Origin of the sequence: Streptomyces sp. NPDC051582, from assembly GCF_040681715.1 — a bacterium.
GTDB lineage: Bacteria > Actinomycetota > Actinomycetes > Streptomycetales > Streptomycetaceae > Streptomyces.
Genome location: NZ_JBFAZJ010000010.1, coordinates 64687 through 88675, shown reverse-complemented (window position 1 = coordinate 88675; position 23989 = coordinate 64687). Strand labels below are relative to the sequence as shown.

Genomic DNA, 23989 nt, shown 5'->3' with positions numbered 1-23989 from the left:
GTCGGGGGCGCGGCAGAACCGGGTGAGCGCTGCCGCGGGCGGGGCCTCGGCCGGAGCGGCGGGCAGGGCCGCGGGCACCGTGATCAGTCGACGGTGGGCATGGCCGTGAGCTTCCCGTCGTTGACGAGGAAGACGCGGTTCCCGGCGCCGGAAACGGCCCAGGGGCCCTGCGACTCGGGCGCCACGGTCCAGTACAGGGCGCCGTGCTCGGCGGAGTAGGCCGACACGCCGCTCCCGTCCGCCTCGACCGCCCAGACCGTGCGGCTCTGCACCACGGGGAGGGTGTTCGGCAACGAGCCCTTCCCGCCGCGGACTTTCGACCACGGCAGACCGGTGCCGGTCCTCGCCCAGCTCAGTGCCGAGCCGTGCACGCCGATGACGTAGTCCCCGTACGGGGCCACCGGACCCCAGTCGGCGGTGGCCGGCTGCGCGCCGTGCTCGGTCTCGTCCGCCTGCCACTTCGCCTTTCCGTCGGCGAGGTTGCGGGCGCTCAGGTTCCGGCCGCCCAGATACGCGGTGTCCTTGTCGACGAGGGGTGCGACGGCCGACTTCGCCTGACCGTTGACCCACCAGACCGTGTCTCCCGTCGAGGTGTCGACGGCGAGGACGTCGCCGTCGGCGCCGGACACGACGAGCCGTCCCGATCCGGCCGCGGCCAGCGGCCCGGCGCCCTGTACGGCGCCCTGGGCCAGCCGCACCGTCCAACGGACCTTGCGGCTGCGGGTGTCCACGGCGCGCAGCCGGCGATCGCGGGTCAGCAGGTAGACGGCCGACTCGTCGGCGGCCAGGATGCGGCCGGTGTCGGCGCCCGCCACCTTCCACGACCGCCTGCTGGTGGAGGCTTCGAAGCCGAGGAGCGCACCGCCGGCGTCGGCGGTCACGAACCCCTGGTCCGGCAAGGCGAGGAGGCCGGCCTTCGGCGACACGTCCGCCAGCCGCCACTTCTCCTTGCCGTCGTGGCTCGTGCGGGCCGCCAGCCCGCCCCCCTTGGCGGCGAACACGACCACGTCGAGCAGCGGCAGCGGGGGCGTGACCACGCCGTCCACCGCCTGCGCCGCCACCGGGAGCGGCCCCCACAGGGGCGTCGGCAGCCGGCCGTAGGCGTCGGCCGACAGGGACATCGGCTGCTCGGTGCGGGCCGGCCCGGCGGCGGGGAGCGGACGCGTGTCGTCCCGCAGCAGCCACCAGGAGCCGGTCGCCGTGCCCGAGGCGACCAGCACGCCGCCCGCCGCCAGCGAGCCGCGCAGCAGCCGGCGGCGGGACGGCCCGGCGGCGGAGCCGGAGCCGGAGCCGGCCCCCGGTCCGTCGAGCGCGGTCTGCCGCTTGGCGTCGGCGGTCCGGCGGGCGATGTCGTCGGCGATCGGCCCCTTGAGCCAGGCCCGGTCCGCCCCGCGCGGCGGGGCGAAGGCGGCCTCGATCTGCTCGGGTGTCGGCCGGTGCGCCGGGTCCTTGGCGAGGCAGGGCGCGATCAGGTGCCGCACGTCCGCCGGAACGGAGGCGAGTTGCGGTTCACCGTGCACGACCTCGTACTGCACGGCGGCCACGTGCGTCCCGTCGAACGCGCGCTGACCGCTCGCCGCGTACGCGAGCACCGCGCCGAGCGAGAAGACGTCCGCGGCTGGGCCGACGCGCCGGCCGAGCACCTGCTCGGGGGCGCCGTAGCCGGGGGTGACGGGGACCTGGCCCGTGGTGGTGAGGGTCAGCCCGTGCTCGGGGCGGGCGATGCCGAAGTCGATGACGCGCGGGCCGCCCGAGGTGAGGACGATGTTGGCCGGCTTCAGGTCGCGGTGGACCAGGCCCGCGGCGTGGATCTCCCGCAGGGTGGCGGCGAGGGAGGCGGTCAGGGCCCGTACGGTGTCGCCGCCGAGCGGCCCGTACCGGCGTACGGCCTCGTCGAGGGTGGGCCCGGCGAGGAACTCGGTGGCGATCCACGGGCGGTTGCCCTCGCTCTGCGCGTTCAGCACGCGGGCCACGCCGCTGCCGGTGACCGACTGCGCGGTCCGCGCCTCGCGCAGGAAGCGCTGGGCGAGGTTCGGGTCGTCGGCCAGTTCGGGGAGCAGGACCTTGACCGCGGCGGGCCGGCCGGCGCCGTCGCGGCCGAGGTAGACCTTGCCCATGCCGCCTTCGCCGAGGATGCCGACGACCCGGTACGGGCCGAGCCGGATCGGGTCGCCGGGGCCGAGCGGTTCCATGGGGTACTGCCTTCTGTCGGGGGTGGGTCGGCCCGTAGCCCGGGCCTGCCCGATCCTAGGCGGGGTCCGGCCGGCCGGCAGTGGCGCACCTGGCTGCATGCGCATGCCAGGGAAAACGGCGCGAAACCGGTGCACGTGTGGTGGAGTGACACGCGTACGCTGCGGCGGTTGCGCAGAGTGTTGATCTTGGGGGGTCAGACGTGTTCCAGCGTCGGGGTTTTGCCGTGGCGGCGGTCGTGGGCGTCGTGGTCGCGCTCGGCAGTGGGTGCGAGGATCCGGCCCCCAAGGAGGGTTCGGCGGGGGCGGGTTCGGCGGCCGCCGTCGCGCCCTCGCCCTCGTCCTCGTCCTCGCCCACCACTCCCGCGATGCCCTCGCTCATCGGGCAGAAGTTCGCCGACGCCGAGGGCGCCGTCAAGAAGGTGGTCACCCGGCCCGTCGAGGTGCGCAGCGCCTACTCCGACGTGAAGCCGGCCGCCGACCACACGGCCTGGACGGTCTGCTTCCAGACCCCGGCGGCCGGGGTCCCCGTGGAGCCGGCGTCCACCGTCGAGCTCTCCCTCGTCGCGCCCGGCCGGCCCTGCCCGGACAAGGCCGGCGCCGCCCCGGCCCCCTCCAAGACCCCGGCGCCGCCGAAGCCGAAGACCTCGCCGCCGACCGACACCGGCTCCACCGGCGGTGACGGGGGCGGCGGGAACGGTGGTGCCGGCGGGGGCGGTGGTGGGAGCAGCGCCTACTACAAGACCTGCGCCGACGCCAAGGCCGCCGGGGCCGCCCCCATGCGGCGCGGCAGGCCCGGGTACCGGGAGGCCCTCGACCGGGACAAGGACGGGATCGCCTGCGACACGTAGCCGTCGTCGGCCGATCGGCCGGAATCAGCCGGTCGGGTCAGGCCTGCCCGGCGGTGCGGAGGTCCGGGCGGGCAGAATCGGGGGCGTCGGTACGGGCGGTGTCGAGGGGGCGGCCATGACGGTGGGTACACGGACGGGGTCCAAAAGCGGGAGCCGAAGCGATGCGGAGGTCCCGACGCTCAGCGGGGTTCCGCTGCTCGGTTCCCTCTTCGACCTGACAACGGACTCCCTCGGGACCTACCTGCGCGCCCAGCGGCGGCACGGAGACGTCGTGCGGATCACCGCCGGCCCGCCCGGGCTGCGCGCCGAGCTCTACTGCGTCTTCTCCGCCGAGGGCGCGCAGCAGGTCCTGGCCTCGGACTCGGCCAACTTCCGCAAGGACAACGCCTTCTACCAGGAGATCCGGGACTCCTTCGGCAACGGCCTGCTGACCAGCCAGGACGAGGACTACCTGCGCCAGCGCCGGCTCGTCCAGCCGCTGTTCACCAAGCGCCGGGTCGACGGGTACGCCGGCGCCGTCGCCGCCGAGACCCGGACCGTCGTCGCGGGCTGGGACCGGGCGCCGGGCGGCGTGGTCGACGTCGGCGAGGAGATGATGCGCCTCGCCCTGCGCGCGGTCGCCCGCATCCTCTTCGGCACCGACGTGGAGGCCACGGTCGACGTCGTCGACCGGTGTTTTCCGGTCATCACCGAGTACGTGCTGCGCCGCGGCTACTCCCCCGCCAACATTCCGCGCAGCTGGCCCACTCCGGGCAACAAGCGGGCGGCCGCCGCGATGGACGAGCTGTACGCGGCGTGCGACACCATCATCGCCGCCCGCCGCGGCGACGGCACGGCCGCGGGCGGCGACGATCCCGGCGAGGACCTGCTCGGCCTGCTCGCCGCCGCCTCCGGCACGGACGACGGGGAGTTCGACGCCGCCGAACTGCGCGACCAGGTGCTGATCTTCCTGCTCGCCGGGCACGAGACGACAGCCACCTCGCTCGCCTTCTCCCTGCACCTGCTGGCCCGCCACCCCGAGCAGCAGGCGCAGGCCCGCGAGGAGCTCTCGCGCGTCCTGGGCGACCGTACGCCGCAGGCCGCCGACCTCGACCGGCTCCCGTACCTCACGCGGGTCCTCAAGGAGGCGATGCGGCTCTACCCGGCGGCCCCGGTCATCGGGCGCAGCGCGGTCGCGGCCACCGAGGTCGGCGGGCTGACGATCCCGGCGGGCGCGAACGTGATCGTGGCCCCGTGGGTGACGCACCGCGACCCGCGCCATTGGCCGGACCCGGACCGCTTCGACCCGGAGCGCTTCACTGCGGAGGCGGAGGCCGGACGCCCCCGCTACGCCTGGTTCCCGTTCGGCGGCGGCCCGCGCGCCTGCATCGGTCAGCACTTCTCGATGCTGGAGTCGGTGATCGCGCTGGCGATGATCCTGCGCGCGTACGAGTTCGAGGCCGTGGACACCGACGTCCCGGTCACCGCCGGGATCACCCTCCAGGCGCACGGCCCGGTGCGCTGCCGGATCCGGGGCACCGGGCGGTAGCCGTCCCCGCAAGGGCCGTCAGACCGCCGCCGGCGTGTGGTTGCCCTTGAGGCGTTCCAGGTCCGAGGGGCGCACCTGGATCACCAGCAGGGCGATGAGCGCCGCGACCAGGGCGAAGCCGGCGGCGACGATGAACGCGGCGCTGACGCCGGAGGTGAGCACCTGGTCGCCCCACGGGTCCGGGAGCTGTCCGGTGCGCAGGAAGAGGGCCTTCTGGGCCGGGTCCGCCTGGCTCAGGAAGGCCGGGACCTGGTCGTGGGCCTCGTTGCGGCTGGCCGTGCCGAAGACCGTGACCAGGATCGACAGGCCCAGCGATCCGCCCACCTGCTGCGTCGTGTTGAGGAGTCCGGACGCAGCTCCCGACTCCCGGTCGGCGACGTTGGACAGGGCCATCAGGGTCAGCGAGACGAACTGCATGCCCATGCCGAGGCTGAACACGAGCACCGGGCCCAGGATGCTGCCGAGGTACGTCGAGTGGATGTCGGTCTGCGTCAGCCAGGCGAGGCCGGCCGCCGAGCACAGGGCGCCCGCCACCATGAAGGGTTTCGGACCGACCCTGGGCAGCAGCTGGGACGTGATGCCCGCGCCGACGGCGATGACGGCGCTCACCGGCAGGAACGCGAGGCCGGCCTGGATGGGGCTGAAGCCCAGCACGTTCTGCACGAACAGGGTCAGGAAGAAGAACATGCCGAACATCGCGCAGGCGAGGAAGAGCATGATGCCGTACGAGCCGGCCCGGTTGCGGTCGGCGAACATGTGCAGCGGGGTGATCGGCTGCGGCGAGCGCCGCTCGTTGAGGAAGAACAGCAGGAGCAGGACCACGGCAGCGCCGAAGGAGCCCAGGGTGTACGGGTCGGTCCAGCCCTTCTGGGAGGCGCGGATGAACCCGTAGACGAGGGCGACCATGCCCAGGGTGGACAGCAGCGCGCCGGCGAGGTCGAAGTGTCCGGGGTGGCGTGCGGACTCGCGGATGACCCGCGCGGCCATCACCGCGATGGCCACGGCGATCGGGACGTTGACGAAGAGCACCCAGCGCCAGTCGAGCCATTCGACGAGGATGCCGCCGGCCAGCAGTCCGATCGCGCCGCCGCCCGCCGAGACGGCGGCGAACACGCCGAACGCCCGGTTGCGCGCCGGGCCTTCCCGGAACGTGGTGGTGATCAGCGCCAGCGCGGTCGGGGAGGCGATGGCGCCGCCGACGCCCTGGAGGGCCCGGGCGGCCAGCAGCTGGCCCTCGTTCTGGGCGAGGCCGCCGAGGAGCGAGGCCAGGCCGAAGAGCAGGATGCCGAAGATGAACACGCGTTTGCGGCCGAGGATGTCGCCCGTCCGTCCGCCGAGGAGGAGGAGCCCGCCGAAGGTGAGGGTGTAGGCGTTGACGACCCAGGACAGGCTTTCGGTGGAGAAGCCGAGGGCGGTCTGGATGTGCGGAAGCGCGATGTTCACGATGGTGATGTCGAGAACGACCATGAGCTGGCAGGACGCGATCACGAACAGCGCGAGGCCGTTTCCGCTTCCTCGCACCTTGCCGTCGGTGCCGTTGCTGATCGGCGCTGCGTTCTCGTCCACCTTTTCGACGCTAAACCCGCTCCCCGGGGTACACCACTCGAATGGCCTAGGCTGCATGACATGTACAGTGTGCCATTTCACATGACACACTACGATCATGGATGACTTCCTCAGGCTCTCCGCGAGCACCGGCCGTTTCACGTACGGCGCCCCGCGCGCCTTCTCCTTCGGGGACGAAGGCCGGCTCCTCTGGTTCCTCCGCTCCACCGGCCCCACCGACGCCTTCGACAGCCTCTGGATCCTGGACACCGCGACCGGCACCGAAACCCTGCTCGCCGATCCCCGGGCGCTCTGCCCCGAGCCGGGCACCCTGCCGGTCGCCGAGCGCCGGCTGCGCGAGCGGATCCGGCTCGTGGCCGCCGGGATCGGCTCGTACGCGCTCTCCGGCGACGGCCGCAGCGCGGTGTTCCCGCTGTACGGGCACCTGTACCGGGTGAGTTGCGAAGGCGGCCCCGAGGGGAAGGGCGGGCCCGAGGAGATCCCGACCGCCGGGCCCGCCTTCGACCCGCGCCCCAACGCCGACGGCTCCCGCACCGCGTACGTCACCGACGACGCCCTGCACACCCACCCCGGCGGCCGGATCAGCCCCGCCGACGGGGCGCGCTGGGGTCTCGCGGAGTTCGCCGCCGCCGAGGAGCTGGGCCGCGACCGGGGCCACTGGTGGTCCCCCGACGGACGGACCCTGCTGGCCGCCCGCGTCGACGAATCCGCCCTCCAGCGGCGCCACTTCGCCGACCCCGCGCACCCCGAGCTCCCGGCCGAGGACTTCGCCTACCCCGAGGCGGGCGGGCCCAACGCCGAGGTCCAGCTGTGGGTGTTCGGCCCGGACGGCGCCCGGGTGCGGCTCGACTGGGACGCGGCGCGGTACCCGTACGTCTCCGACGCCGACTGGGAGTCCGAGACGGAGATCCTGCTGACCGTCCAGGACCGGCTCCAGCAGAACGTGCTGCTGCTCACCGCCGACCCGGCCACCGGCCGCACCCGGGAGCTGTCGCGCACCGTCCACCCCCACTGGGTCGACCCGCTGGTGCCCGGCACCCCGGCCCGCCTCACCGACGGGCGGATGCTGACCAGCGCCGACACCGAGGGCGGCGGCGCGCGCGGTCTCGCCCTCGACGGGAAGCTCCTGACCGGGGACGGGATCCAGGTCCGCCGGGTGGCCGGGGTCCACCGGGACCGGCTGCTGATCGAGGCCGGGCAACGCGACCCCGCCGAGCAGCAGGTGCTCCTGCTCGACCCCGACACCGGGGAGCTGACCCCGCTCGCCGACGGACCCGGGGTGCACGGCGTGCATGCCTCGGCCGGGACGCTACTGCTGACCAGCGCCGACGCCGACGGGATACGGCGCACCGTACGCACCGCCGACGGACGCGAGTTCGTACCCGGTGACCTGTCCGCGCCGCTGCCCTACCGGGTCGTGCCGGTGCTGGAGCGGGTCACCGAGCACGGCATCCCGACCGCGCTGGTCCTCCCGCGCGGACATGTCCCGGGCCGGCGGCTGCCCGTGCTGATCGACGGCTACGGCGGCCCCGGCCACCAGGACGTGTCCGCCGAGCCGCGCCGCTGGCAGCAGCGGCAGTGGTGGGCCGACCGCGGCTTCGCGGTGGTCACCGTCGACAACCGCGGCACCCCGTACGTGTCCCCCGCCTTCACCCACGCCATGTACCGCGGCTTCTCCGAGGTCACCCTGGACGACCAGGTCGCGGCCCTGCACGCACTCGCCCTGCGCCACCCGGACCTGGACCTCGGCCGGGTCGGGGTGCGCGGGTGGTCGTACGGCGGCTACCTCGCCGCGATGGCGGTGCTGCGCCGCCCGGACGTCTTCCACGCGGCGGCGGCCGGGGCCGCGCCCACCGACTTCCGGCAGTACGACACGGCGTACACCGAGCGGTACCTGGGACTGCCCCAGGACCACCCGGACGTCTACGAGCGGGACTCCCTCGTCCCCGACGCCCCGAACCTGGCCCGGCCGCTGCTTCTGATCACGGGCCTGGCCGACGACAACGTCCACCCGTCGCACACCCTGCGGCTCTCGCAGGCCCTGACCGACGCGGGCCGCCCGCACCAGCTCCTGGCCCTCCCCGGGGTCACGCACATGACCCCGAACGGCACCCGGGAGAAGATCACGGCGCTGGAACTGGAGTTCTTCCGCAGGGAACTGGCCTGACGGACGCGTCCGCACGGCCCGTCGTGCCGCGGACGCGGGAGGACCCCGGGCCGGCGATCGGCCCGGGGTCCTCCTTCTCCCCCTGGATCCCCGTCAGTCACCGGGGAAGTGGCAGGCCACCTCGCGCGAGGCGGCGATCCGCAGCAGCGGGCGGTCCGTGCGGCAGACCTCCTGCGCCTTCGGGCAGCGCGGATGGAACGTGCAGCCCGGGGGCGGGGCGGCCGGGCTCGGCGGGTCGCCGAGCAGCACGATCCGCTCGCGCCGCCGCTCGGCCGCCGGGTCCGGCAGCGGTACGGCGGACAGCAGCGCCCGGGTGTACGGGTGCTGGGGGCTCTCGTACAGGGCCCGCTTCTCGCCGATCTCGACGATCCGGCCGAGGTACATGACGGCGACCCGGTCGCTGACCCGCTTCACCACGGACAGGTCGTGCGCGATGAACACGTACGCCAGGCCCAGTTCGCGGCGCAGCCGCTCCATCAGGTTGACGATCTGCGCCTGCACGGAGACGTCGAGGGCGGAGACCGGCTCGTCGGCGACGATCAGCCGGGGGTTGGTGGCCAGCGAGCGGGCGATCCCGATGCGCTGGGCCTGGCCGCCGGAGAACTCGTGCGGGTAGCGGTCGATGTGCTCCGGTATCAGCCCGGCCAGGTCCATCAGCTCGGCCGCCCGGCGGCGGGCGTCGGAGGCGGACCAGCCCTGCACGAGCAGCGGGTCGGAGATGATCCGGGCCACGGTCTGGCGGGGGTTGAGGGAGGAGTGCGGGTCCTGGAAGACCATCTGGAGGTGGCGCCGGTGCGGGCGCAGCGCGCGCTGCGACAGCCTCGTGATGTCCCGTCCGTCGAAGGAGATGCTGCCGGAGGTGGGCTCCAGCAGCCTCACCAGCATCCGGCCGGTGGTGGACTTCCCGCATCCCGACTCCCCGACCAGACCGAGGGTTTCGCCCGCCGCGAGGTCGAAGGAGACCCCGTCGACGGCGCGCACGGGCGCCCCCCGGCGCCCGGACGCGGAGCGTCTGCCGGGGAAGGTCATGGTCAGGTCGCGTACGGAGAGCAGCGGCCGGGGCGGTGCCGGGGCCGTCCCGGTCCCCGCCGTGCGTGCGGTGGTGTCCGGGGGGCGCGCCTCTACGGTCATCGGATCGCCTCCGGAGCGGTCGTCGGGGTCGGTGCGGACGTTGCGGACGTTGCGGACGCCGGGACGCCGGCCCCCGCGAAATGGCAGGCGGCGGTGCGCGGGCCGGCGCCGTGGGGCCGCAGCTCGGGGCGCTCGGTGGCGCAGCGGCCGCGCTGGTCCGCGCTGCCCGCGGCGGCGAGGCCGCACCGCGGGGCGAAGGCGCACCCCGGGGCGGGCGTGAGCAGGGAGGGCGGGGAGCCGGGGATGGCCCGCAGCGGCTCGTCGTCGGCGTCGTCGAGCCGGGGCAGCGAGTCGAGCAGGCCCCGGGTGTACGGATGCGCGGGCCCGGCGAACAGCTCGTCGACCCCGGCCTGTTCGGCGGCCCGGCCGCCGTACATGACCAGCACCTCGTGGGCGACGCGGGCGACGACCCCCAGGTCGTGGGTGATCATCACGACGCCGAGGCCGCGCTCCTGCTGGAGCCGGGCGATGAGCTCCAGGATCTGTGCCTGCACGGTCACGTCGAGGGCCGTGGTGGGCTCGTCCGCGATCAGCAGATCGGGCTCGCACGCCAGGGCCATGGCGATCATCGCGCGCTGGCGCATGCCGCCGGAGAACTGGTGCGGGTACTCCCCCGCGCGGCGGGCCGGCTCCGGGATGCCGACCTCGCCGAGCATGTCGACGGCCCGCTTGCGCGCGGCGGCCCGCCCCGCCTTGAAGTGCACCCGGAAGTGCTCGGCGATCTGCTCGCCGACCGTGTAGTAGGGGTGCAGGCTGGACAGCGGGTCCTGGAAGATCATGGCCATCTTCCGGCCGCGCAGCCGGGACAGCTGCTTCTCGGACATGCCCGTGAGCTCCTGCCCGGCGAGCGCGATGGAGCCGCCCACCTCGGCGCCCCGGTGCAGGCCCATGACCGCGAGGGAGGTGACGGACTTGCCCGATCCGGATTCACCGACGATGCCGAGGGTGCGACCGGCTTCGACGGTGAAGCCGAGCGAGTCGACGGCCCGTACGGGGCCGCGCGGGGTGGTGAAGGTGACGCTCAGATCGCGCACTTCGAGCAGCGGGGGGTCGGGGACGACGGCCATCAGTACCTCACCCTCGGGTCGATGACGGCGTACAGGAGGTCGACGACGAGGTTGGCGACGACGATGAAGAAGGCGGCGAGCAGCGTGACCCCGAGGACGACCGGCTGGTCCGAGCTGACGAGGGCGCCGTAGAACAGCCGGCCGATGCCCGGGAGCCCGAAGATGGACTCGGTGATGACGGCTCCGGCGAGCAGCCCGCCGAGGTCCATGCCGAAGATGGTGAGGATCGGGGTCATCCCGGAGCGCAGGCCGTGCTTGACGACGACGGTGCGCTCGGGCATGCCCTTGGCGCGTGCGGTACGGATGTACGGCTCGGCCATCGCCTCGATCATGGAGCCGCGGCTCTGGCGGGCGTACATGGCCGCGTACAGCAGGGCGAGCGCGGTCCAGGGCAACAGCAGGTTGGCCGCCCAGGAGAGCGGGTCGTCGGTGAAGGCCTGGTAGGTCGGGTAGGGCAGGAGCCCGGCGACCCGGATGACCCCGTAGATGAGCAGGACGGAGGTGAAGTACACGGGCAGCGAGGCCGCGGCGACGGCGCCGACCATCAGTGCCTTGTCGGTGGCGGTGTCCTTGCGCAGGGCGGCGGTGACCCCGGCGCCGAGGCCGAGCAGCAGCCACAGCGCCGCGGCGCCGACGGCGAGGGAGGCCGAGACCGGGAGCCGGTCCATCAGCAGGTCCCACACGGGCAGGGAGTTCTCGTACGAGTAGCCCAGGCAGGGGAAGTCGCACTGGACGGCGTACTGCCCGGTGCCGAGGGTGCGGCCGGTGAAGATGCCGCCGAGGAAGTCGGCGAACTGCCGCCAGAGCGGCTGGTCCAGGCCCAGGTAAGCCCGTACGTCGGCCAGGCGTTCGACGCTGCAGGTCTTGCCGCAGGCGGCCGCGGCCGGGTCCGTGGGCAGGACGTAGAAGATGAGGAAGGTGACGGCGGCGATGGCGAGCAGGACGCCGGCGAGGGCCAGCAGCCGGCGGGCGAGGTAGAGGATCAACTGCGGCCGCCCCTCGGGTCGAGGATGTCGCGCAGGGCGTCGCCGAGCAGGGTGAAGGCGAGCACCGCGAGGAAGAGGAAGGTGCTCGGGATGACGAAGTACATGGGGTCGGTCTCGTAGAAGGCGACGGACTCGGCGATCATCTGGCCCCAGGACGGGGTCGGCGGGCGGACGCCCACGCCGAGGTAGCTGAGCGCGGCCTCGGTGCTGATCATGCCGGGGATGAGCAGGGTGGTGTAGGCGATGACCGGGCCCGAGACGCCCGGGAGGATGTCGCGCGTCAGGATCCGCCAGGAGCCGGCGCCGCCGACGCGGGCGGCGTCCACGTACTCGCGGTGTTTGAGGGAGAGCGTCTGGCCGCGGACGACGCGGGCGACGCCGGGCCAGCCGAAGACGCCGATGACGGCGGTCATCAGCACGATCCGGTTGACGTCCTTGGCCACCGACAGCATCGCGATCATGAAGATGAGGGAGGGGAAGGACATGGTCAGGTCCATCAGGCGGGACAGGAGCGTGTCGGTGCGTCCGCCGAAGTAGCCGGCGGCGATCCCGGCGGCGGTGCCCGCGACGACGACGATGGCGGTGGCGGCGAAGGCGATGAGGAGGGAGACCTGGGCGCCGTGGACGACGCGGGCGAACAGGTCGCGGCCGGTGACGGGTTCGACGCCGAGCCAGTGCTCGGGACTGATCCCGCCGAGGGAGCCGAGGGGCTGGCCGCCGAGGTAGGGGTCGATGGCGCTCTTGTCGAACTCCTCGGGGGACCAGCCTCCGAGGGCGCCCAGCCAGGGGGCGGTGGCGGCCATCAGGACGAAGAGGAGGACGACGCCGAGGCTGACGCGGACGGCGGGGCGGCGGCGGAGCTCGCGCCGGGCGAGCTGCCAGGGGCTGCTGCCGGTGCTGCCGGGGGCGGCCGCCGCCGCGGGACCGCCCTTGGCGGCTTCGGGGCCCGGGGCGGGGGCGCCGCCCGGTGCCGGAGCCTGGGCCGGGGCCTTGGCGGCCTCGCCTCCGGCTCCGGGTGCGGTGGTGGTCATGGTGTCGGGACTCCGTATCCCTCAGCCCTGGCTCTTCGAGGGGTCCTTGAGGCCGACGGTCGCGTAGTCGATGGTGCCGGTCCACACGGGGTGGCCGTAGGCGCCGGCGATGTTGGGTCCGACGAGCAGCGGCTTGCGCTCCAGCAGGACCGGGACGGCCGGGGACTTCTTCATGATCTCCGCGTCGAGGTCGATCCAGGCCTGGTTGGCCTGCTTGGCGTCCGCCATGGCGTTGATCTCGTCGATCCGCTTCATGGTGGCCTCGTCGCGGAACTGACTGTTGTTGCCCTGGTTGCCCTTCTCCTTGATGGTGCGTCCGTCGAAGACGAAGGGGATCCAGGTGGAGCCGGAGGGGTAGTCCGGGCACCAGCCGGAGAGCGTCATGTCGGGGGTGGTGGAGAGGTCGCCGATCACGTCGTAGTACGCGCCCGGGTCGATGGTGTCGACGACGACCTCGATGCCGACGCGGGACAGGCCCTGCTGGATGGCCTCGGCCTTGCCCTTGTCGCCCGTGGAGACGGCGAGGGAGACCTTCAGCGACTCCTTGCCGGCGGCCTTGAGGAGTTCCTTGGCCTTGGCCGGGTCTCCGGCCGGGGCGATCTTGAGGGTGTCGGCCTGCTTGCCGCCGGAGAGCGCCGGGGGCAGGTAGGCGGTGGCGACCTCGTTGAGGGCCGGACCGCCGCCGGCCGTGATCACCGCCTCCTTGTCGACGGCGTACTGCATGGCCTCGCGGACCTTGGGATCGTTGAACGGCGCCCGGGAGTTGTTGAGGTAGAGCATCTCGGTGCAGCCCTGGGACTCGGCGAGCAGGCGCGCCTTGACCTCCGGCTTCGGCAGCACCTTGGGGGCGCTCTCGGGGCGCATGTCCATGTACTGGACGGCGGAGGCGTCGGCGCCCTCGCCCGCGATGATCCGGTCGTCGATCTGGCCGCCCTTGAGGCCCATGACCACGACGAACTTGTCGGGGTAGGCCTTCCTGACGGTGTCGGTCTTCGGGTCCCAGTGCTCGTTGCGGACGAGAACGAGCTTCTTGTCGCGGTCGTACGACTCGATCTTGTACGGGCCGGAGGAGAACGGCCGGGCGTCGTACTGGGTGCCCTTCTCCTGGGCCTGCGGGACCGGGGCGAAGGTGGGGAGGGTGGCGGTGGCGGAGAACTCGGCGACCGGGCGCTTCAGTTCGAAGACGATCGTGCGGTCGTCGGGGGTCTTGACGGAGTCGAGGTGCTGACCCTGGAGCGGGCCCTTGTAGCCCTCGCCGCCGGCCAGGTACTGGGCGGCGTAGTCGGGGCCGCCGGTCAGGTCGGGGGCGAAGGAGCGCTCGACGTTGTACTTGATGTCCTGCGCCTTGATGGGCGAGCCGTCCTCGTACTTCACACCCTCCTTGAGGGTGAACGTCCAGGTCTTGCCGCCGTTGGAGGGGGTGCCGAGGTCGGTGGCGAGGTCGGGGACCAGCTCGCTGCCGCCCTTGCCGGGCTCGGCCTTGAAGGTGACGAGGGTGCGGTAGAGGAGGCGGGTGCCGAAGTCCATCGTCGGCATGACCCAGTTGCGGGCGGGGTCGAGGTGGGAGAAGTCCTGGTTGGACAGGACGGTCAGGGTCCCGCCCTTGACCGGGGTTCCGCCGAGGACCTTGCCGTCGTTGCCGGCGGCGGGGTTGCTCGCGCCGGCGCCCGCGGAGCCCTTCTTGGGGTCGGAGCAGCCCGAGGCACCGAGTGCGAGTGCCGCCACGAGGGTGGCGGCGAGGGCGAGTTGGGTGCGCTTGGTCATGGGTCACTCCAGTGAAGGGCCGCGCTCTATGATGTGACCGGTAACATAGTAATGTGAAATTGTACTGACAAGGGGTTGGCACCGCCGTTATCCAGCCGTGTCCAAATCCAGCCGCCCGAAAGCGAGTTGCGGGGCGGGCGTCAGAGTGCGGCGAGCAGCCCCGGGAGCTTGCGCATGTCGTCGAAGACGACGGTGCCGGGGCCTTCGAGCCGCCCCGCGGGGGTCGGGCCGCCGGAGTAGCCGAACGCGCGCATGCCGGCCGCCCTGGCCGCCCGGACGCCGGGTCCGCTGTCCTCGACCACCGCGCACACCTCCGGATCGAAGCCCATCTTCCGCGCGGCGTGCAGGAAGAGGTCCGGGGCGGGCTTGCCCCGCAAGACCTCGCTCGCACTGTAGATGCGGCCCTCGAAATGGCCGTACAGACCGGTGCACCCCAAGGTGTGCCGCATCTTCTCGTGCGAGCCGCTGGACGCGACGCAGGTCGGCAGGGCGATGGCCGCGAGCGCCTCGGGCAGCCCCGCCACCGGGTCCAACCCGAGGTCGACGGCCTCCCGGTGCCGCTCGATCAGCAGCTTCCACCAGAGCCCGGCCGTCCCGGCGCCGAGCCGCTCCGTGAGCTGTCCGACGATCGACTCCTTGGCGCGCCCGATGAAGCGCTCGACGACCTCGTCGGCGGTCAGCGGCCAGCCCAACTCTGCGCCGAGTTCCACCTGGAGGCGTACCGCGAGGCGTTCGGTGTCGACGAGGACACCGTCGCAGTCGAATATCACGAGTTCGATCGGCTTGATCATTCCCACAGGGTAGGCGGTGGGGCGGCCGGGAATACCCCGATGTGATCCACACCTCTTCATTCGAAATCTTCTGGCGTAGGCCATAGCCCATCTTGCAATCTTCAGCTGTGACCAGATTTCATTCGGTCTCACACCTGCCAGGAAGGGAAGGCCCATGACCAGCCAGCGCCCCGGGCTGTACGAGATGCTCGACGACCGGTTCCGTACCGGGCGGTGCATGAACGGTGACGACGCGCTCGAAGTCCTGTACACCGGCTGCCGCTGGGCCGAGGGGCCGGTCTACGTGCCCGCCTGGCGACAGGTGGTCTGGAGCGACATCCCCAACGACCGGATGCTGCGCTGGGACGAGGAGACGGGCGCCGTCGGCGTCTTCCGCCGCGCCGCCGGCAACACCAACGGCAACACCCTCGACCGACAGGGCCGCCTGATCAGCTGCGAGCAGGGCAACCGGCGCGTCACCCGCACCGAACACGACGGCACCGTCACCGTGTTGGCGGACCGCTGGAACGGCAAGCGGCTGAACAGCCCGAACGACGCGGCGGTGAAGTCCGACGGTTCGATCTGGTTCTCCGACCCGGACTTCGGCATCACCAGCGACTACGAGGGCCACCGCGCGCAGAGCGAGATCGGCGCCGGCAACGTGTACCGCATCGATCCGGCCACCGGGGCGGTGCGGCTGGTCGCGGACGGGTTCGGCGCGCCGAACGGGCTGGTCTTCTCCCCCGACGAGCGGCAGCTGTTCGTCTCCGACACGAGGGCCGGCTTCATCCGGGTCTTCGACGTGCGCGACGACGGCACGCTGTCCGAGGGCGGGGTCTTCGCCGAAGCGGCGCCCGGCAAGGCCCGCTTCGACAACCTGCGCTTCGACGACGGCGGCCGGCTCTGGGCCGCCGCGATGGACGACGGGGTGCACTGCTACGACCCCGACGGCACTCTGATCGGACGGCTCGACGTCCCCGAGACGGTCTCCAACATCGCCTTCGGCGGCGCGAAGCGCAACCGCCTCTTCATCACCGCGCAGACCAGCCTCTACTCGGTGGTCATGGGCATCACCGGTACGCACCCGACCGGCCCGGGGCGCCGGCGCTGGCTCGACGACTGAGTTCCGCGGCGCCCTCGCACCGCGGCGCGGCCCCGCGACGCTCCGAAGGACGCGGCCTAGACGCCCGAGCCGAGGCCTCCCGGGGTGCGGCCCACCGGTTCGTCCCGGCCCTGGGCCCAGAGGGAACGGACGTGGCCGAGGTGGCGGACCATGCAGGCTTCCGCCGCCTCCGCGTCGCCGGCGATCATCAGGTCGAGCAGCTCGATGTGCTCCTCGGCGGACGAGACCAGCTTTCCGGCCTCGTCCAGGCCCGTCAGTCCGTACAGCCGCGAGCGCTTGCGCAGGTCGCCGACCGTTTCGACCAGGCGGTCGTTGCCCGCCAGGGCCAGCAGGGAGAGGTGGAAGCGGCGGTCCGCCTCCAGATAGCCGATGAGGTTGTGCTCTCGGGCGCTGGTGACGATCTCCTCGGCGATGGGGCGCAGCTCCTCCAGCTGCTCCGCCGTGGCGATCTTCGTGATCCGGCCGATGGTCGGAACCTCGATCATCGTGCGCAGTTCGGTGTACTGGTCCAGGTCCCGCTCGCTGACCTCGGTGATCCGGAAGCCCTTGTTGCGGACGGGTTCCACCAGGCCCTCGCGGGCCAGGTCGAGCATCGCCTCGCGGACCGGTGTGGCGGAGACCCCGAGCTCGGCGGCGAGGCCGGGCGCCGAGTAGACGCTGCCGGGGCGCAGTTCACCCGCTATCAGGGCCGCTCGAAGGGCGTGGCCGACCTGGTCGCGGAGCCGTTCCTGGGCCTTGATGAGGCTGTGCTGCTTCAGGTCACCCATTGCTCTTCCTCCGAACCGGCTGTGCACCACCGGGTGCAGGGGAACAGCGTACAATGTCACGTTTCGCTTGATCCCCGAGCGGTGGCGCCTCCGGCGGCGCGATACATCGCCACCGCCACAGCGAGATCTTCCCAGGCCATGCCCACGCTCTTGAAGAGCTGTGGACAACTCTGCTCCCCGGCAGCCGGCATCCGGCCCGCCACCAGGTCGGCCAGGGTGCCGTTGATATGACCGGGACCGATCGCCCCCTCCGCCTCCGGCACCAGCAGATCCCCCGCCTCGCGCAGGGCCGCCGCCCGCGACTCCACGTACACCGCCGCCCGCCGCACCAGGGCGGTGTCGGTCTCCCGGGCGTCCGGCTCGTGCGAGCCGACCGCCACCACCGTCGCCCCCGGGGCCACCAGCCGCCCGTCGAAGAGGGGTTCGCGGGCCGTGGTGCAGCAGAGCACCAGGTCCGCTCCCGCCACATCCGCCGGGACACCCGTACGGGCCGCCACCCCCAGGGCCCGGGCGTGCTCCGCCAGCTTCCGCGCGCTCACCGGGTTGCGGCCCACGACCACCACCTCCGCCGGCTCCCGCTCGTGCAGCACCGCTTCGAGGTGCCCGTACGCCTGCGGCCCGGCGCCGAAGAGCACCAGCCGAAGGGCCCGCCCGGCCGGAACCAGGTACCGCAGGGCGAGCGCCGAGACCGCCGGGGTGCGCAGCGCGGTCAGCGCCGCGCCGTCGAACAGGGCCAGCGGGCGCAGCGTCGGCCCGTCCAGCAGCAGGTACGAGCCGGTGATGCGAGGGAGCCCGAGGGCCGGGTTGCCGGGCGCCACCCCGGCGATCTTCACCCCGGCGTACGCCCCTTCCGCGGCCGGCATCAGCAGCAGCTCGCCCCCGCCCGGCACCGCAACCGCCGAGCGCGGCGGGCAGGACTCCGGGTCCAGCCCGGCCCGCAGTGCGCCGGCCAGCGCGTCGGCCGCCGCGGCCGGGGTCAGCAGCGCGGCCGTCTCCGCCGCCTCGAACTGCGGGATCACAGCTGGAATCCCGCGCCGAGGGCGTCCTGCGGATCGCGGACGAAGGCGTGCTCGCCGGTGCGGTACGCCGTGCCGGTGACCTCCGTGACCAGGCCCTCGCGAGAGCCGTCCCGGGAGCCCGTACGGAAGCGGTCACCGGATCCCGCCGGCACCGCGCGCCCCGTGAACACCGTGCCCACCACCGACTCGTGCAGCAGGTCCTCCCCCGCCCCGATCCGGCCGTCCTCCGCCAGCAGCGCGAGGCGCGCCGAGGTCCCCGAGCCGCAGGGCGAGCGGTCGATCTGCCCGTCGGCGAACACGGTGACGTTGCGCTGGTGCGGCCCGAACGGGGTGCCGGGCAGCTCCTCGTGGAGGATCACCCCGTAGACCCCCGAGAGCAGCGGGCCGCCGGGGTGCCAGGTCCCGGGGTGGGTGGCCAGCGCGGCCCGGATCTCCTGTCCGGCGCGGACGAGTTCGGGCAGCGCGGCCCGCGTCACCTCCAGGCCGAGGTCCCGGGCGGCGACGGACGCGTAACAGGCGCCGGCGTGCGCGATGTCCACCTCGGCCAGGCCCAGCGTGGTCGCCACCGGCACCTTGCGGGCGCCGACCCGGGCCGGGACGTTGCGGAAGGTGACCCCGGTGGTGCGGCCGCCGGCGCGGTGCACGGTCGCCGCGACCCGCCCCGAGGGCACGTCGATCCGCACCTGCACGTCGCCGTCGTCCGGGGCGGCGACCCGGCCGGTGTCCACGGCCCAGGCGCCGAGGGCCATCGTGCCGTGGCCGCAGGCGGTGGAGTAGCCGTCCTTGTGCCAGAACAGCACGCCGAAGTGGGCCCCGTCGTCGTCCGGGGGCACGACGAAGCCGCCGTACATCCCCGCGTGCCCGCGCGGCTCCTGCACGAGGAAGCGCCGTACGTCGTCCAGCGGGCTCCGGCGCGGAGCCGTCCCGGAGCCCCCGGGGCCGATGGCGGTGGCGCAGCGCTCGGCGACGGTGTCCCCGGGTACGGGCGGCAGGCCCGCCCCGGCGGTGTCGACGATCCGGAAGGGTTCCCCGGCGGTGTGGTAGTCGGTCGTCCGTACGGCGCTCCCCGCGGCCGCGGCGGCCCCGGCGCTCACAGCAGGAATCCCGCGGGGAAGGGGTCGCAGGGGTCGAGGAAGTACTGGGCGGTGCCGGTGATCCAGGCCCGGCCGGTGACGGTGGGGACGACGGCCGGGAGCCCGCCGACGGTGGTCTCCCCGATCAGCCGGCCGGTGAACTGCGTCCCGATGAAGGACTCGTTGACGAAGTCCTCGCCGAGGGCGAGGTGGCCGCGGGCGTGCAGCTGCGCCATGCGCGCGCTGGTACCCGTACCGCACGGCGAGCGGTCGAACCAGCCCGGATGGATGGCCATGGCGTGCCGGGAGCGGCGGGCGTCGGAGCCGGGAGCGGCGAGGTAGACGTGCTTGACCCCGCCGATGGAGGGGTCCTCGGGGTGGACGGGCCGGTCGCCGGAGGCGTTGACGGCGTCCATGACGGCGAGTCCCGCGGCGAGCAGGTCGTCCCCCCGCTCCCGGTCGAAGGGGAGACCGAGGGCGTCGAGTTCGACGAAGGCGTAGAAGTTCCCGCCGTAGGCGAGGTCGTAGGTGACCGTGCCGAAGCCGGGCACCTCGGCCTTGAGGTCGAGTCCGGCGCAGAAGGAGGGGACGTTGGTGAGGGTGACGGCGGTGGCCGCCCCGTCCTCGACCCGGACGTCCACGCTCACCAGCCCGGCCGGGGTGTCGAGCCGCACGGTGGTGACCGGCTCGACGACCTCGACCATGCCCGTCTCGACCAGGACGGTGGCGACCCCGATGGTCCCGTGCCCGCACATCGGGAGCAGACCCGACACCTCGATGTAGAGCACGCCGAAGTCGGCGTCGGGGCGGGTGGGGGGCTGGAGGATGGCGCCGCTCATCGCGGAGTGCCCGCGCGGCTCGTACATGAGCAGGGTCCGGACGTGGTCCAGGTGCTCGATGAAGTGGAGCCGCTTCTCGGCCATCGTGGCGCCGGGGATCACCCCGACGCCCCCGGTGATCACCCGGGTCGGCATGCCCTCGGTGTGCGAGTCCACCGCGTGGTAGATGTGGCGCGTACGCATTCCGGCTTCCCTCGGATTTAGTTGTGGCCCTCGGCGAGGGCCTTCTCGGTGGCGGCGCGGACGGCCGCCTCGGTCTCCCCGGTGAGGGGGAAGCGGGGCGGACGGGTGGCGCCTCCGGGGCGTCCCGCGAGGTCCATGGAGAGCTTGATGGCCTGGACGAACTCGGTCTTGGAGTCCCAGCGCAGCAGCGAGTGCAGGGACTTGTACAGCGGCAGCGCGGTGGCGAGGTCCCCGGCGACGGCGGCCCGGTAGAGCTCGGCGCAGGAGCGCGGCAGCGCGTTGGGGTAGCCGGCGATCCAGCCGACCGCGCCCGCGAGGGCGAGTTCGAGCAGGACGTCGTCGGCGCCGATGAGCAGGTCGAGGCCCGGGGCGAGTTCGGCGATCTCGTAGGCGCGGCGGACGTCCCCGCTGAACTCCTTGACGGCGACGATGCTGCCGTCGCCGTGCAGGCGGGCGAGCAGGCCGGGGGTCAGGTCCACCTTGGTGTCGATGGGGTTGTTGTACGCCACGACGGGGAGCCCGGCGCGGGCGACGTCGGCGTAGTGGGCGCGTACGGTCGCCTCGTCGGCCCGGAAGGCGTTGGGGGGCAGCAGGAGTACGGAGCCGGCCCCGGCCTCGGCGGCCTGGTCGGCCCAGCGGCGGGCCTCGGCGCTGCCGTACGCGGCGACGCCGGGCATGACGCGGGCGCCGTCGCCGGCCGCCTCGACGGCGGTACGGACCACGCGGGCCCGCTCCTCGTCGGTGAGGGTCTGGTACTCCCCGAGGGAGCCGTTGGGGACCACGCCGTCGCAGCCGTTCGCGATGAGCCAGGCCACGTGTTCGGCGTAGGCGTCGTGGTCGACCGTGAGGTCCTCGCGCAGGGGCAGCGTGGTGGCGACCATGATGCCGTGCCAGGGGCGGGTGCGAGTGTCCGTACCGGTGGTGGGCGCGGGGGTGTGCGCGTCGGTCATGAGAGAGCTCCCTAGAGTGGTGTGTGACATTTTACTAGTGGGTGCGAGTCGGCCACAAGGGTCCGGACCGTCCGATCGGTCCGCCCGGTCAGCCGTCCGCCGGGGGCAGTTCGGCGAGGTGGCGCAGCGGGACCGGACAGGACAGGGGCCGCCGGTCGGCCGCGGGTCCGTCGCCGGCCAGGGCGGCGACGGCCGGTCCGCACATGCGGCCCTGGCACCAGCCCATTCCGGCGCGGGTGAGGAGTTTGACCGTACGGGAGTCCCGCGCGCCGAGGTCGGAAACGGCCTCGCGAATCCGGCCGGCCGGGACCTCCTCGCAGCGGCACACGTCGGTGTCCTCACGGAGCCAGCCGGTCCATCCGTCGGCGGGGCGGTGGGCGGCGCCCATGGCCTCGGCGAAGGCGCGCAGGCGGGCGCGGCGCCGGATCAGGGCGGCGGGCGCGGGCGGGCCGCCGGCAGCGGTGTGGGCGGCGACGGAACGCGCGGCGACGGAACGCGCCGCGATCTCCCCTTCGATGAGCGCCAGTTGGGCTCCGCCGATGCCGCCGGTCTCGCCCGCGGACCAGATCCCGGGGACGGAGGTCCGCTGCTCGGCGTCCAGCGCGAGGGCGACGGTGCCGTCGGCGGCCGGCCGCGTGGCGCAGCCGAGGCCGGTCGCCAGCTCCAGCTGGGGGACGAGCCCGTGGCCCACGGCGAGGGCGTCGCACGGGATCCGGCGGGCGGTGCCGGGCACGGGCCGCCAGTCCCGGTCCAGGCGGGCCACGGTGACGGCCTCGACCCGGTCGGTGCCGTGGGCCTCGGTCACGGCGTGCCGGGTGAGGAGGCGGATGTGGCGGCGCAGCAGGGCGCTGCCGTACGCGGCGCCTTCGGCCAGCTTGCCGGGGTTGCGCAGCAGGGCGGGGACGTGGCCCGCGTACGCGGTGTACGCGGCGGCTTCGACCACGGCCGGCACCCGGGCCCCGGCGGCCGCGAGGGACCCCGCGACGGCGAGCAGCAGCGGGCCGCTCCCGGCGACGACGACGCGCCGGCCCGGCAGCACGAGCCCGCTCTTGAGCATGGCCTGGGCCCCTCCGGCCCCGACCACCCCGGGGAGGGTCCAGCCGGGGAAGGGCAGTTGCCGCTCGTAGGACCCGGTGGCGAGCAGCACGGCCCGGGCGTGCACGGTGGCGGCCTCCTCGTCGGGGCCGGTGCCGGCGACGGCGTGCAGGGTCCAGCCGTCGCGGCCGCCGGGGACCACCGTCCAGACGTGGTGGGACGGGAGGTGGGTGATGCGGCCGGCCGACCGGTGGGCCCGCAGGGCCGCTTCGCGTCCGGTGAAGGCGGACCACCCGTGGTGCAGGGCCTCGGGGCGCTCGGCCCCGAGCTCCGGCGCGGGGTGGCGGTAGTACTGGCCGCCGGGGCGCTCCCCCGCGTCGAGGAGGGTGACCCGGAGCCCGAGGCCGGCGGCGGTGACGGCGGCGGCGAGCCCGGCGGGGCCGGCGCCGACGACGGCGAGGTCAGATGCCGGGTTCGGCTTCGGCATGGCCGGTTCCCTCCTGGGTGGTGACGGCGTCCCCGGGGCGGGCGGGGACGAGGCAGGCGCGCTGGTTCGGGCGGCCGTTGACGGTGACGAGGCAGTCGTGGCAGCTGCCGATCCCGCAGAACGCGCCGCGCGGGGCGCCCCCTTGGCGGGTGGTCCGCCAGGCGAGGATCCCGGCGCCCCAGAGCACGGCGGCGATGCTCTGGCCCGCCTGGGCGGTGAGCTCGCGGCCGTCGAAGCGCAGGACGTACGTCGCCTGCGGCGCACCGCCGACGAGGCTGCGCGGGGTCTTCTGGTTCATCGGGGGTCCTCCGCGAAGCGGTCCGGGCGGAACGGGTCCAGGCGGAGCGGGGGCCGCGACCCCGCCAGGGCGGCTGCGATCAGGACGCCCGTGGCCGGGGCCAGGCCGATGCCGGCCCCCTCGTGGCCGCACGCGTGCAGCAGGCCCGGGAGCCGGGGGTCCGGGCCGATCGCCGGGAGGTGGTCCGGGAGGTAGGGGCGGAAGCCGTGGTAGGTACGGAGCACCCGGGCCCCGGCCAGGACGGGGAACAGGGCCGAGGCCTGCGTCGCCAGGCGGCGCAGCGCCTCCACCGAGAGCGAGCGGTCGAATCCGACCCGCTCCCGGGTCGCCCCGATCAGCACCGGCCCCGCCGGCGTCCCCTCGACCACCGCCGAGGACTGGAGCTCCGCCGAACCGCTCGCCACGTCGGAGATGTAGTCCGCGGCGTAGACCTTGTGCCGCACCAGCTCGGGCAGCGGCTCCGTCACCAGGACGAACCCGCGGCGCGGGAGCACCGGCAGGTCGACCCCGGCCAGTTCCGCGATGCGCCCGCCCCAGGTCCCGGCCGCGTTCACCACCGCCGGGGCGAGGAGTTCACCGCCGCGCGTGCGCACCCCGCGCACACCCGCCGGCCCCGTCAGGATCTCCGTCACCTCCTCCCCCAGGCGCACCGAGGCTCCCGAGGCGGCCAGCAGCCTCGCCGCCGCCTGGGCCGGCTGGACCTGGGCGTCCTGCGGGTACAGGAACCCGCCGGCCGGCCCGTGGGCCAGATGGGGCTCCAGCTCGCGGAGTTCGCCCGGCCCCGCCTCGACGGCTTCGACCCCGGCCGCCCGCTGGCCTTCGGCGAACTTCCGCAGAGCGGCCAGCGAAGCCTCGTCCGGGGCGACGACGAGCCCGCCCTTGGCCTCGTACTCGATCTCCTGCGGGAGGACGGCGGCGAGTTCGCACCAGAGGCCGGCCGACAGCACGGCCAGGTCGAGCTCCGGGCCCGCCTCCTTGTCGGAGACGAGCAGGTTGCCCTCCCCGGCTCCCGTCGTACCGCCCGCGACGGGACCGCGGTCGACGACGGCCACGGAGAGTCCGGAGCGGGCCGCGTAGTACGCGATCGCGGCTCCGACGACGCCGGCGCCGATGATCACGACGTCCAGGGGATGTCTCTTGGGCACGGCAGTAATATGTCACATTC

20 protein-coding genes are annotated in these 23989 nt (G+C 73.7%); 4 read left to right on the top strand and 16 right to left on the bottom strand.

What is annotated here, in order from left to right; genetic code table 11:
• Nucleotides 1-83 precede the first annotated feature (83 nt).
• On the bottom strand, nucleotides 84-2192 hold the full coding sequence (locus AB0M92_RS15605; RefSeq protein WP_366102662.1) for a protein kinase: 2109 nt from the start codon (nucleotides 2190-2192) through the stop codon (nucleotides 84-86).
• Between the two features lie 200 nt (nucleotides 2193-2392).
• On the opposite strand from AB0M92_RS15605, the gene AB0M92_RS15600 reads away from it, so the two are divergent.
• Complete coding sequence (locus tag AB0M92_RS15600; protein WP_366102661.1) at nucleotides 2393-3040, top strand: excalibur calcium-binding domain-containing protein; 648 nt, start codon at nucleotides 2393-2395, stop codon at nucleotides 3038-3040.
• A 115-nt stretch (nucleotides 3041-3155) separates the two neighbouring features.
• Nucleotides 3156-4568, top strand: a complete 1413-nt coding sequence (locus AB0M92_RS15595) for a cytochrome P450 (RefSeq protein WP_366102660.1) — start codon at nucleotides 3156-3158, stop codon at nucleotides 4566-4568.
• Nucleotides 4569-4586: 18 nt separating this feature from the next.
• On the opposite strand, the gene AB0M92_RS15590 is transcribed toward AB0M92_RS15595, so the two are convergent.
• Complete coding sequence (locus AB0M92_RS15590; RefSeq protein WP_366102659.1) at nucleotides 4587-6134, bottom strand: MFS transporter; 1548 nt, start codon at nucleotides 6132-6134, stop codon at nucleotides 4587-4589.
• 97 nt (nucleotides 6135-6231) lie between these two features.
• Here AB0M92_RS15590 and AB0M92_RS15585 point away from each other — a divergent pair, with 97 nt between their 5' ends.
• Nucleotides 6232-8301: a prolyl oligopeptidase family serine peptidase gene (locus AB0M92_RS15585; RefSeq protein ID WP_366102658.1), complete on the top strand. Its 2070-nt coding sequence runs from the start codon at nucleotides 6232-6234 to the stop codon at nucleotides 8299-8301.
• A gap of 93 nt (nucleotides 8302-8394) precedes the next feature.
• Here AB0M92_RS15585 and AB0M92_RS15580 read toward each other — a convergent pair whose 3' ends face one another.
• The 6 genes from AB0M92_RS15580 to AB0M92_RS15555 all read right to left on the bottom strand — a co-directional run bounded on the left by AB0M92_RS15580 (nucleotide 8395) and on the right by AB0M92_RS15555 (nucleotide 15071).
• A complete protein-coding gene (locus AB0M92_RS15580; protein ID WP_366102763.1) occupies nucleotides 8395-9330 on the bottom strand; it encodes an oligopeptide/dipeptide ABC transporter ATP-binding protein in 936 nt (311 codons plus the stop codon).
• Between the two features lie 98 nt (nucleotides 9331-9428).
• Nucleotides 9429-10499 (bottom strand): ABC transporter ATP-binding protein, encoded by a 1071-nt coding sequence (locus AB0M92_RS15575; protein WP_366102657.1) that lies wholly within the window; start codon nucleotides 10497-10499, stop codon nucleotides 9429-9431.
• A complete protein-coding gene (locus AB0M92_RS15570) occupies nucleotides 10499-11485 on the bottom strand; it encodes an ABC transporter permease (protein WP_366102656.1) in 987 nt (328 codons plus the stop codon). The genes AB0M92_RS15575 and AB0M92_RS15570 overlap by 1 nt, the downstream gene beginning before the upstream one ends.
• Nucleotides 11482-12516 (bottom strand): ABC transporter permease, encoded by a 1035-nt coding sequence (locus tag AB0M92_RS15565; RefSeq protein WP_366102655.1) that lies wholly within the window; start codon nucleotides 12514-12516, stop codon nucleotides 11482-11484. Before AB0M92_RS15565 ends, AB0M92_RS15570 begins: the two co-directional genes overlap by 4 nt.
• Nucleotides 12517-12537: 21 nt before the next feature.
• On the bottom strand, nucleotides 12538-14280 hold the full coding sequence (locus AB0M92_RS15560; RefSeq protein ID WP_366102654.1) for an ABC transporter substrate-binding protein: 1743 nt from the start codon (nucleotides 14278-14280) through the stop codon (nucleotides 12538-12540).
• Between the two features lie 140 nt (nucleotides 14281-14420).
• Complete coding sequence (locus AB0M92_RS15555; RefSeq protein ID WP_366102653.1) at nucleotides 14421-15071, bottom strand: HAD family hydrolase; 651 nt, start codon at nucleotides 15069-15071, stop codon at nucleotides 14421-14423.
• Nucleotides 15072-15225: 154 nt separating this feature from the next.
• On the opposite strand from AB0M92_RS15555, the gene AB0M92_RS15550 reads away from it, so the two are divergent.
• Complete coding sequence (locus AB0M92_RS15550; RefSeq protein WP_366102652.1) at nucleotides 15226-16173, top strand: SMP-30/gluconolactonase/LRE family protein; 948 nt, start codon at nucleotides 15226-15228, stop codon at nucleotides 16171-16173.
• Nucleotides 16174-16229: 56 nt separating this feature from the next.
• Here the strand turns inward: AB0M92_RS15550 and AB0M92_RS15545 are convergent, their stop codons facing one another.
• From AB0M92_RS15545 to AB0M92_RS15510, 8 genes are all read right to left on the bottom strand, one after another.
• Nucleotides 16230-16940 carry a GntR family transcriptional regulator gene (locus AB0M92_RS15545; protein ID WP_366102651.1) on the bottom strand — a complete coding sequence of 237 codons (711 nt, stop codon included), beginning with the start codon at nucleotides 16938-16940 and terminating at the stop codon, nucleotides 16230-16232.
• Between the two features lie 56 nt (nucleotides 16941-16996).
• Nucleotides 16997-17959, bottom strand: coding sequence for an ornithine cyclodeaminase family protein (locus AB0M92_RS15540; RefSeq protein WP_366102650.1), 963 nt, complete (start codon nucleotides 17957-17959; stop codon nucleotides 16997-16999).
• Complete coding sequence (locus tag AB0M92_RS15535) at nucleotides 17956-19062, bottom strand: proline racemase family protein (RefSeq protein ID WP_366102762.1); 1107 nt, start codon at nucleotides 19060-19062, stop codon at nucleotides 17956-17958. The genes AB0M92_RS15540 and AB0M92_RS15535 overlap by 4 nt, the downstream gene beginning before the upstream one ends.
• Nucleotides 19050-20054, bottom strand: a complete 1005-nt coding sequence (locus AB0M92_RS15530) for a proline racemase family protein (protein WP_366102649.1) — start codon at nucleotides 20052-20054, stop codon at nucleotides 19050-19052. The genes AB0M92_RS15535 and AB0M92_RS15530 overlap by 13 nt, the downstream gene beginning before the upstream one ends.
• A gap of 17 nt (nucleotides 20055-20071) precedes the next feature.
• Nucleotides 20072-21004 carry a dihydrodipicolinate synthase family protein gene (locus AB0M92_RS15525; RefSeq protein ID WP_366102648.1) on the bottom strand — a complete coding sequence of 311 codons (933 nt, stop codon included), beginning with the start codon at nucleotides 21002-21004 and terminating at the stop codon, nucleotides 20072-20074.
• Nucleotides 21005-21092: 88 nt separating this feature from the next.
• On the bottom strand, nucleotides 21093-22526 hold the full coding sequence (locus tag AB0M92_RS15520; RefSeq protein ID WP_366102647.1) for an NAD(P)/FAD-dependent oxidoreductase: 1434 nt from the start codon (nucleotides 22524-22526) through the stop codon (nucleotides 21093-21095).
• Entirely contained in the window at nucleotides 22501-22824 is a 324-nt protein-coding gene (locus tag AB0M92_RS15515; RefSeq protein WP_366102646.1) for a (2Fe-2S)-binding protein, read from the bottom strand. The genes AB0M92_RS15520 and AB0M92_RS15515 overlap by 26 nt, the downstream gene beginning before the upstream one ends.
• A complete protein-coding gene (locus tag AB0M92_RS15510) occupies nucleotides 22821-23969 on the bottom strand; it encodes an FAD-binding oxidoreductase (protein ID WP_366102645.1) in 1149 nt (382 codons plus the stop codon). The genes AB0M92_RS15515 and AB0M92_RS15510 overlap by 4 nt, the downstream gene beginning before the upstream one ends.
• Nucleotides 23970-23989: the final 20 nt, after the last annotated feature.

Coding starts and splice junctions, on each gene's coding strand:
- AB0M92_RS15605 (WP_366102662.1), bottom strand. CDS start 2,192: ATGGAACCGCTCGGCCCCGGCGACCCGATCCGGCTCGGCCCGTACCGG.
- AB0M92_RS15595 (WP_366102660.1), top strand. CDS start 3,156: ATGACGGTGGGTACACGGACGGGGTCCAAAAGCGGGAGCCGAAGCGAT.
- AB0M92_RS15585 (WP_366102658.1), top strand. CDS start 6,232: ATGGATGACTTCCTCAGGCTCTCCGCGAGCACCGGCCGTTTCACGTAC.
- AB0M92_RS15580 (WP_366102763.1), bottom strand. CDS start 9,330: ATGACCTTCCCCGGCAGACGCTCCGCGTCCGGGCGCCGGGGGGCGCCC.
- AB0M92_RS15575 (WP_366102657.1), bottom strand. CDS start 10,499: ATGGCCGTCGTCCCCGACCCCCCGCTGCTCGAAGTGCGCGATCTGAGC.
- AB0M92_RS15565 (WP_366102655.1), bottom strand. CDS start 12,516: ATGACCACCACCGCACCCGGAGCCGGAGGCGAGGCCGCCAAGGCCCCG.
- AB0M92_RS15560 (WP_366102654.1), bottom strand. CDS start 14,280: ATGACCAAGCGCACCCAACTCGCCCTCGCCGCCACCCTCGTGGCGGCA.
- AB0M92_RS15555 (WP_366102653.1), bottom strand. CDS start 15,071: ATGATCAAGCCGATCGAACTCGTGATATTCGACTGCGACGGTGTCCTC.
- AB0M92_RS15550 (WP_366102652.1), top strand. CDS start 15,226: ATGACCAGCCAGCGCCCCGGGCTGTACGAGATGCTCGACGACCGGTTC.
- AB0M92_RS15545 (WP_366102651.1), bottom strand. CDS start 16,940: ATGGGTGACCTGAAGCAGCACAGCCTCATCAAGGCCCAGGAACGGCTC.
- AB0M92_RS15530 (WP_366102649.1), bottom strand. CDS start 20,054: ATGCGTACGCGCCACATCTACCACGCGGTGGACTCGCACACCGAGGGC.
- AB0M92_RS15525 (WP_366102648.1), bottom strand. CDS start 21,004: ATGACCGACGCGCACACCCCCGCGCCCACCACCGGTACGGACACTCGC.
- AB0M92_RS15520 (WP_366102647.1), bottom strand. CDS start 22,526: ATGCCGAAGCCGAACCCGGCATCTGACCTCGCCGTCGTCGGCGCCGGC.
- AB0M92_RS15515 (WP_366102646.1), bottom strand. CDS start 22,824: ATGAACCAGAAGACCCCGCGCAGCCTCGTCGGCGGTGCGCCGCAGGCG.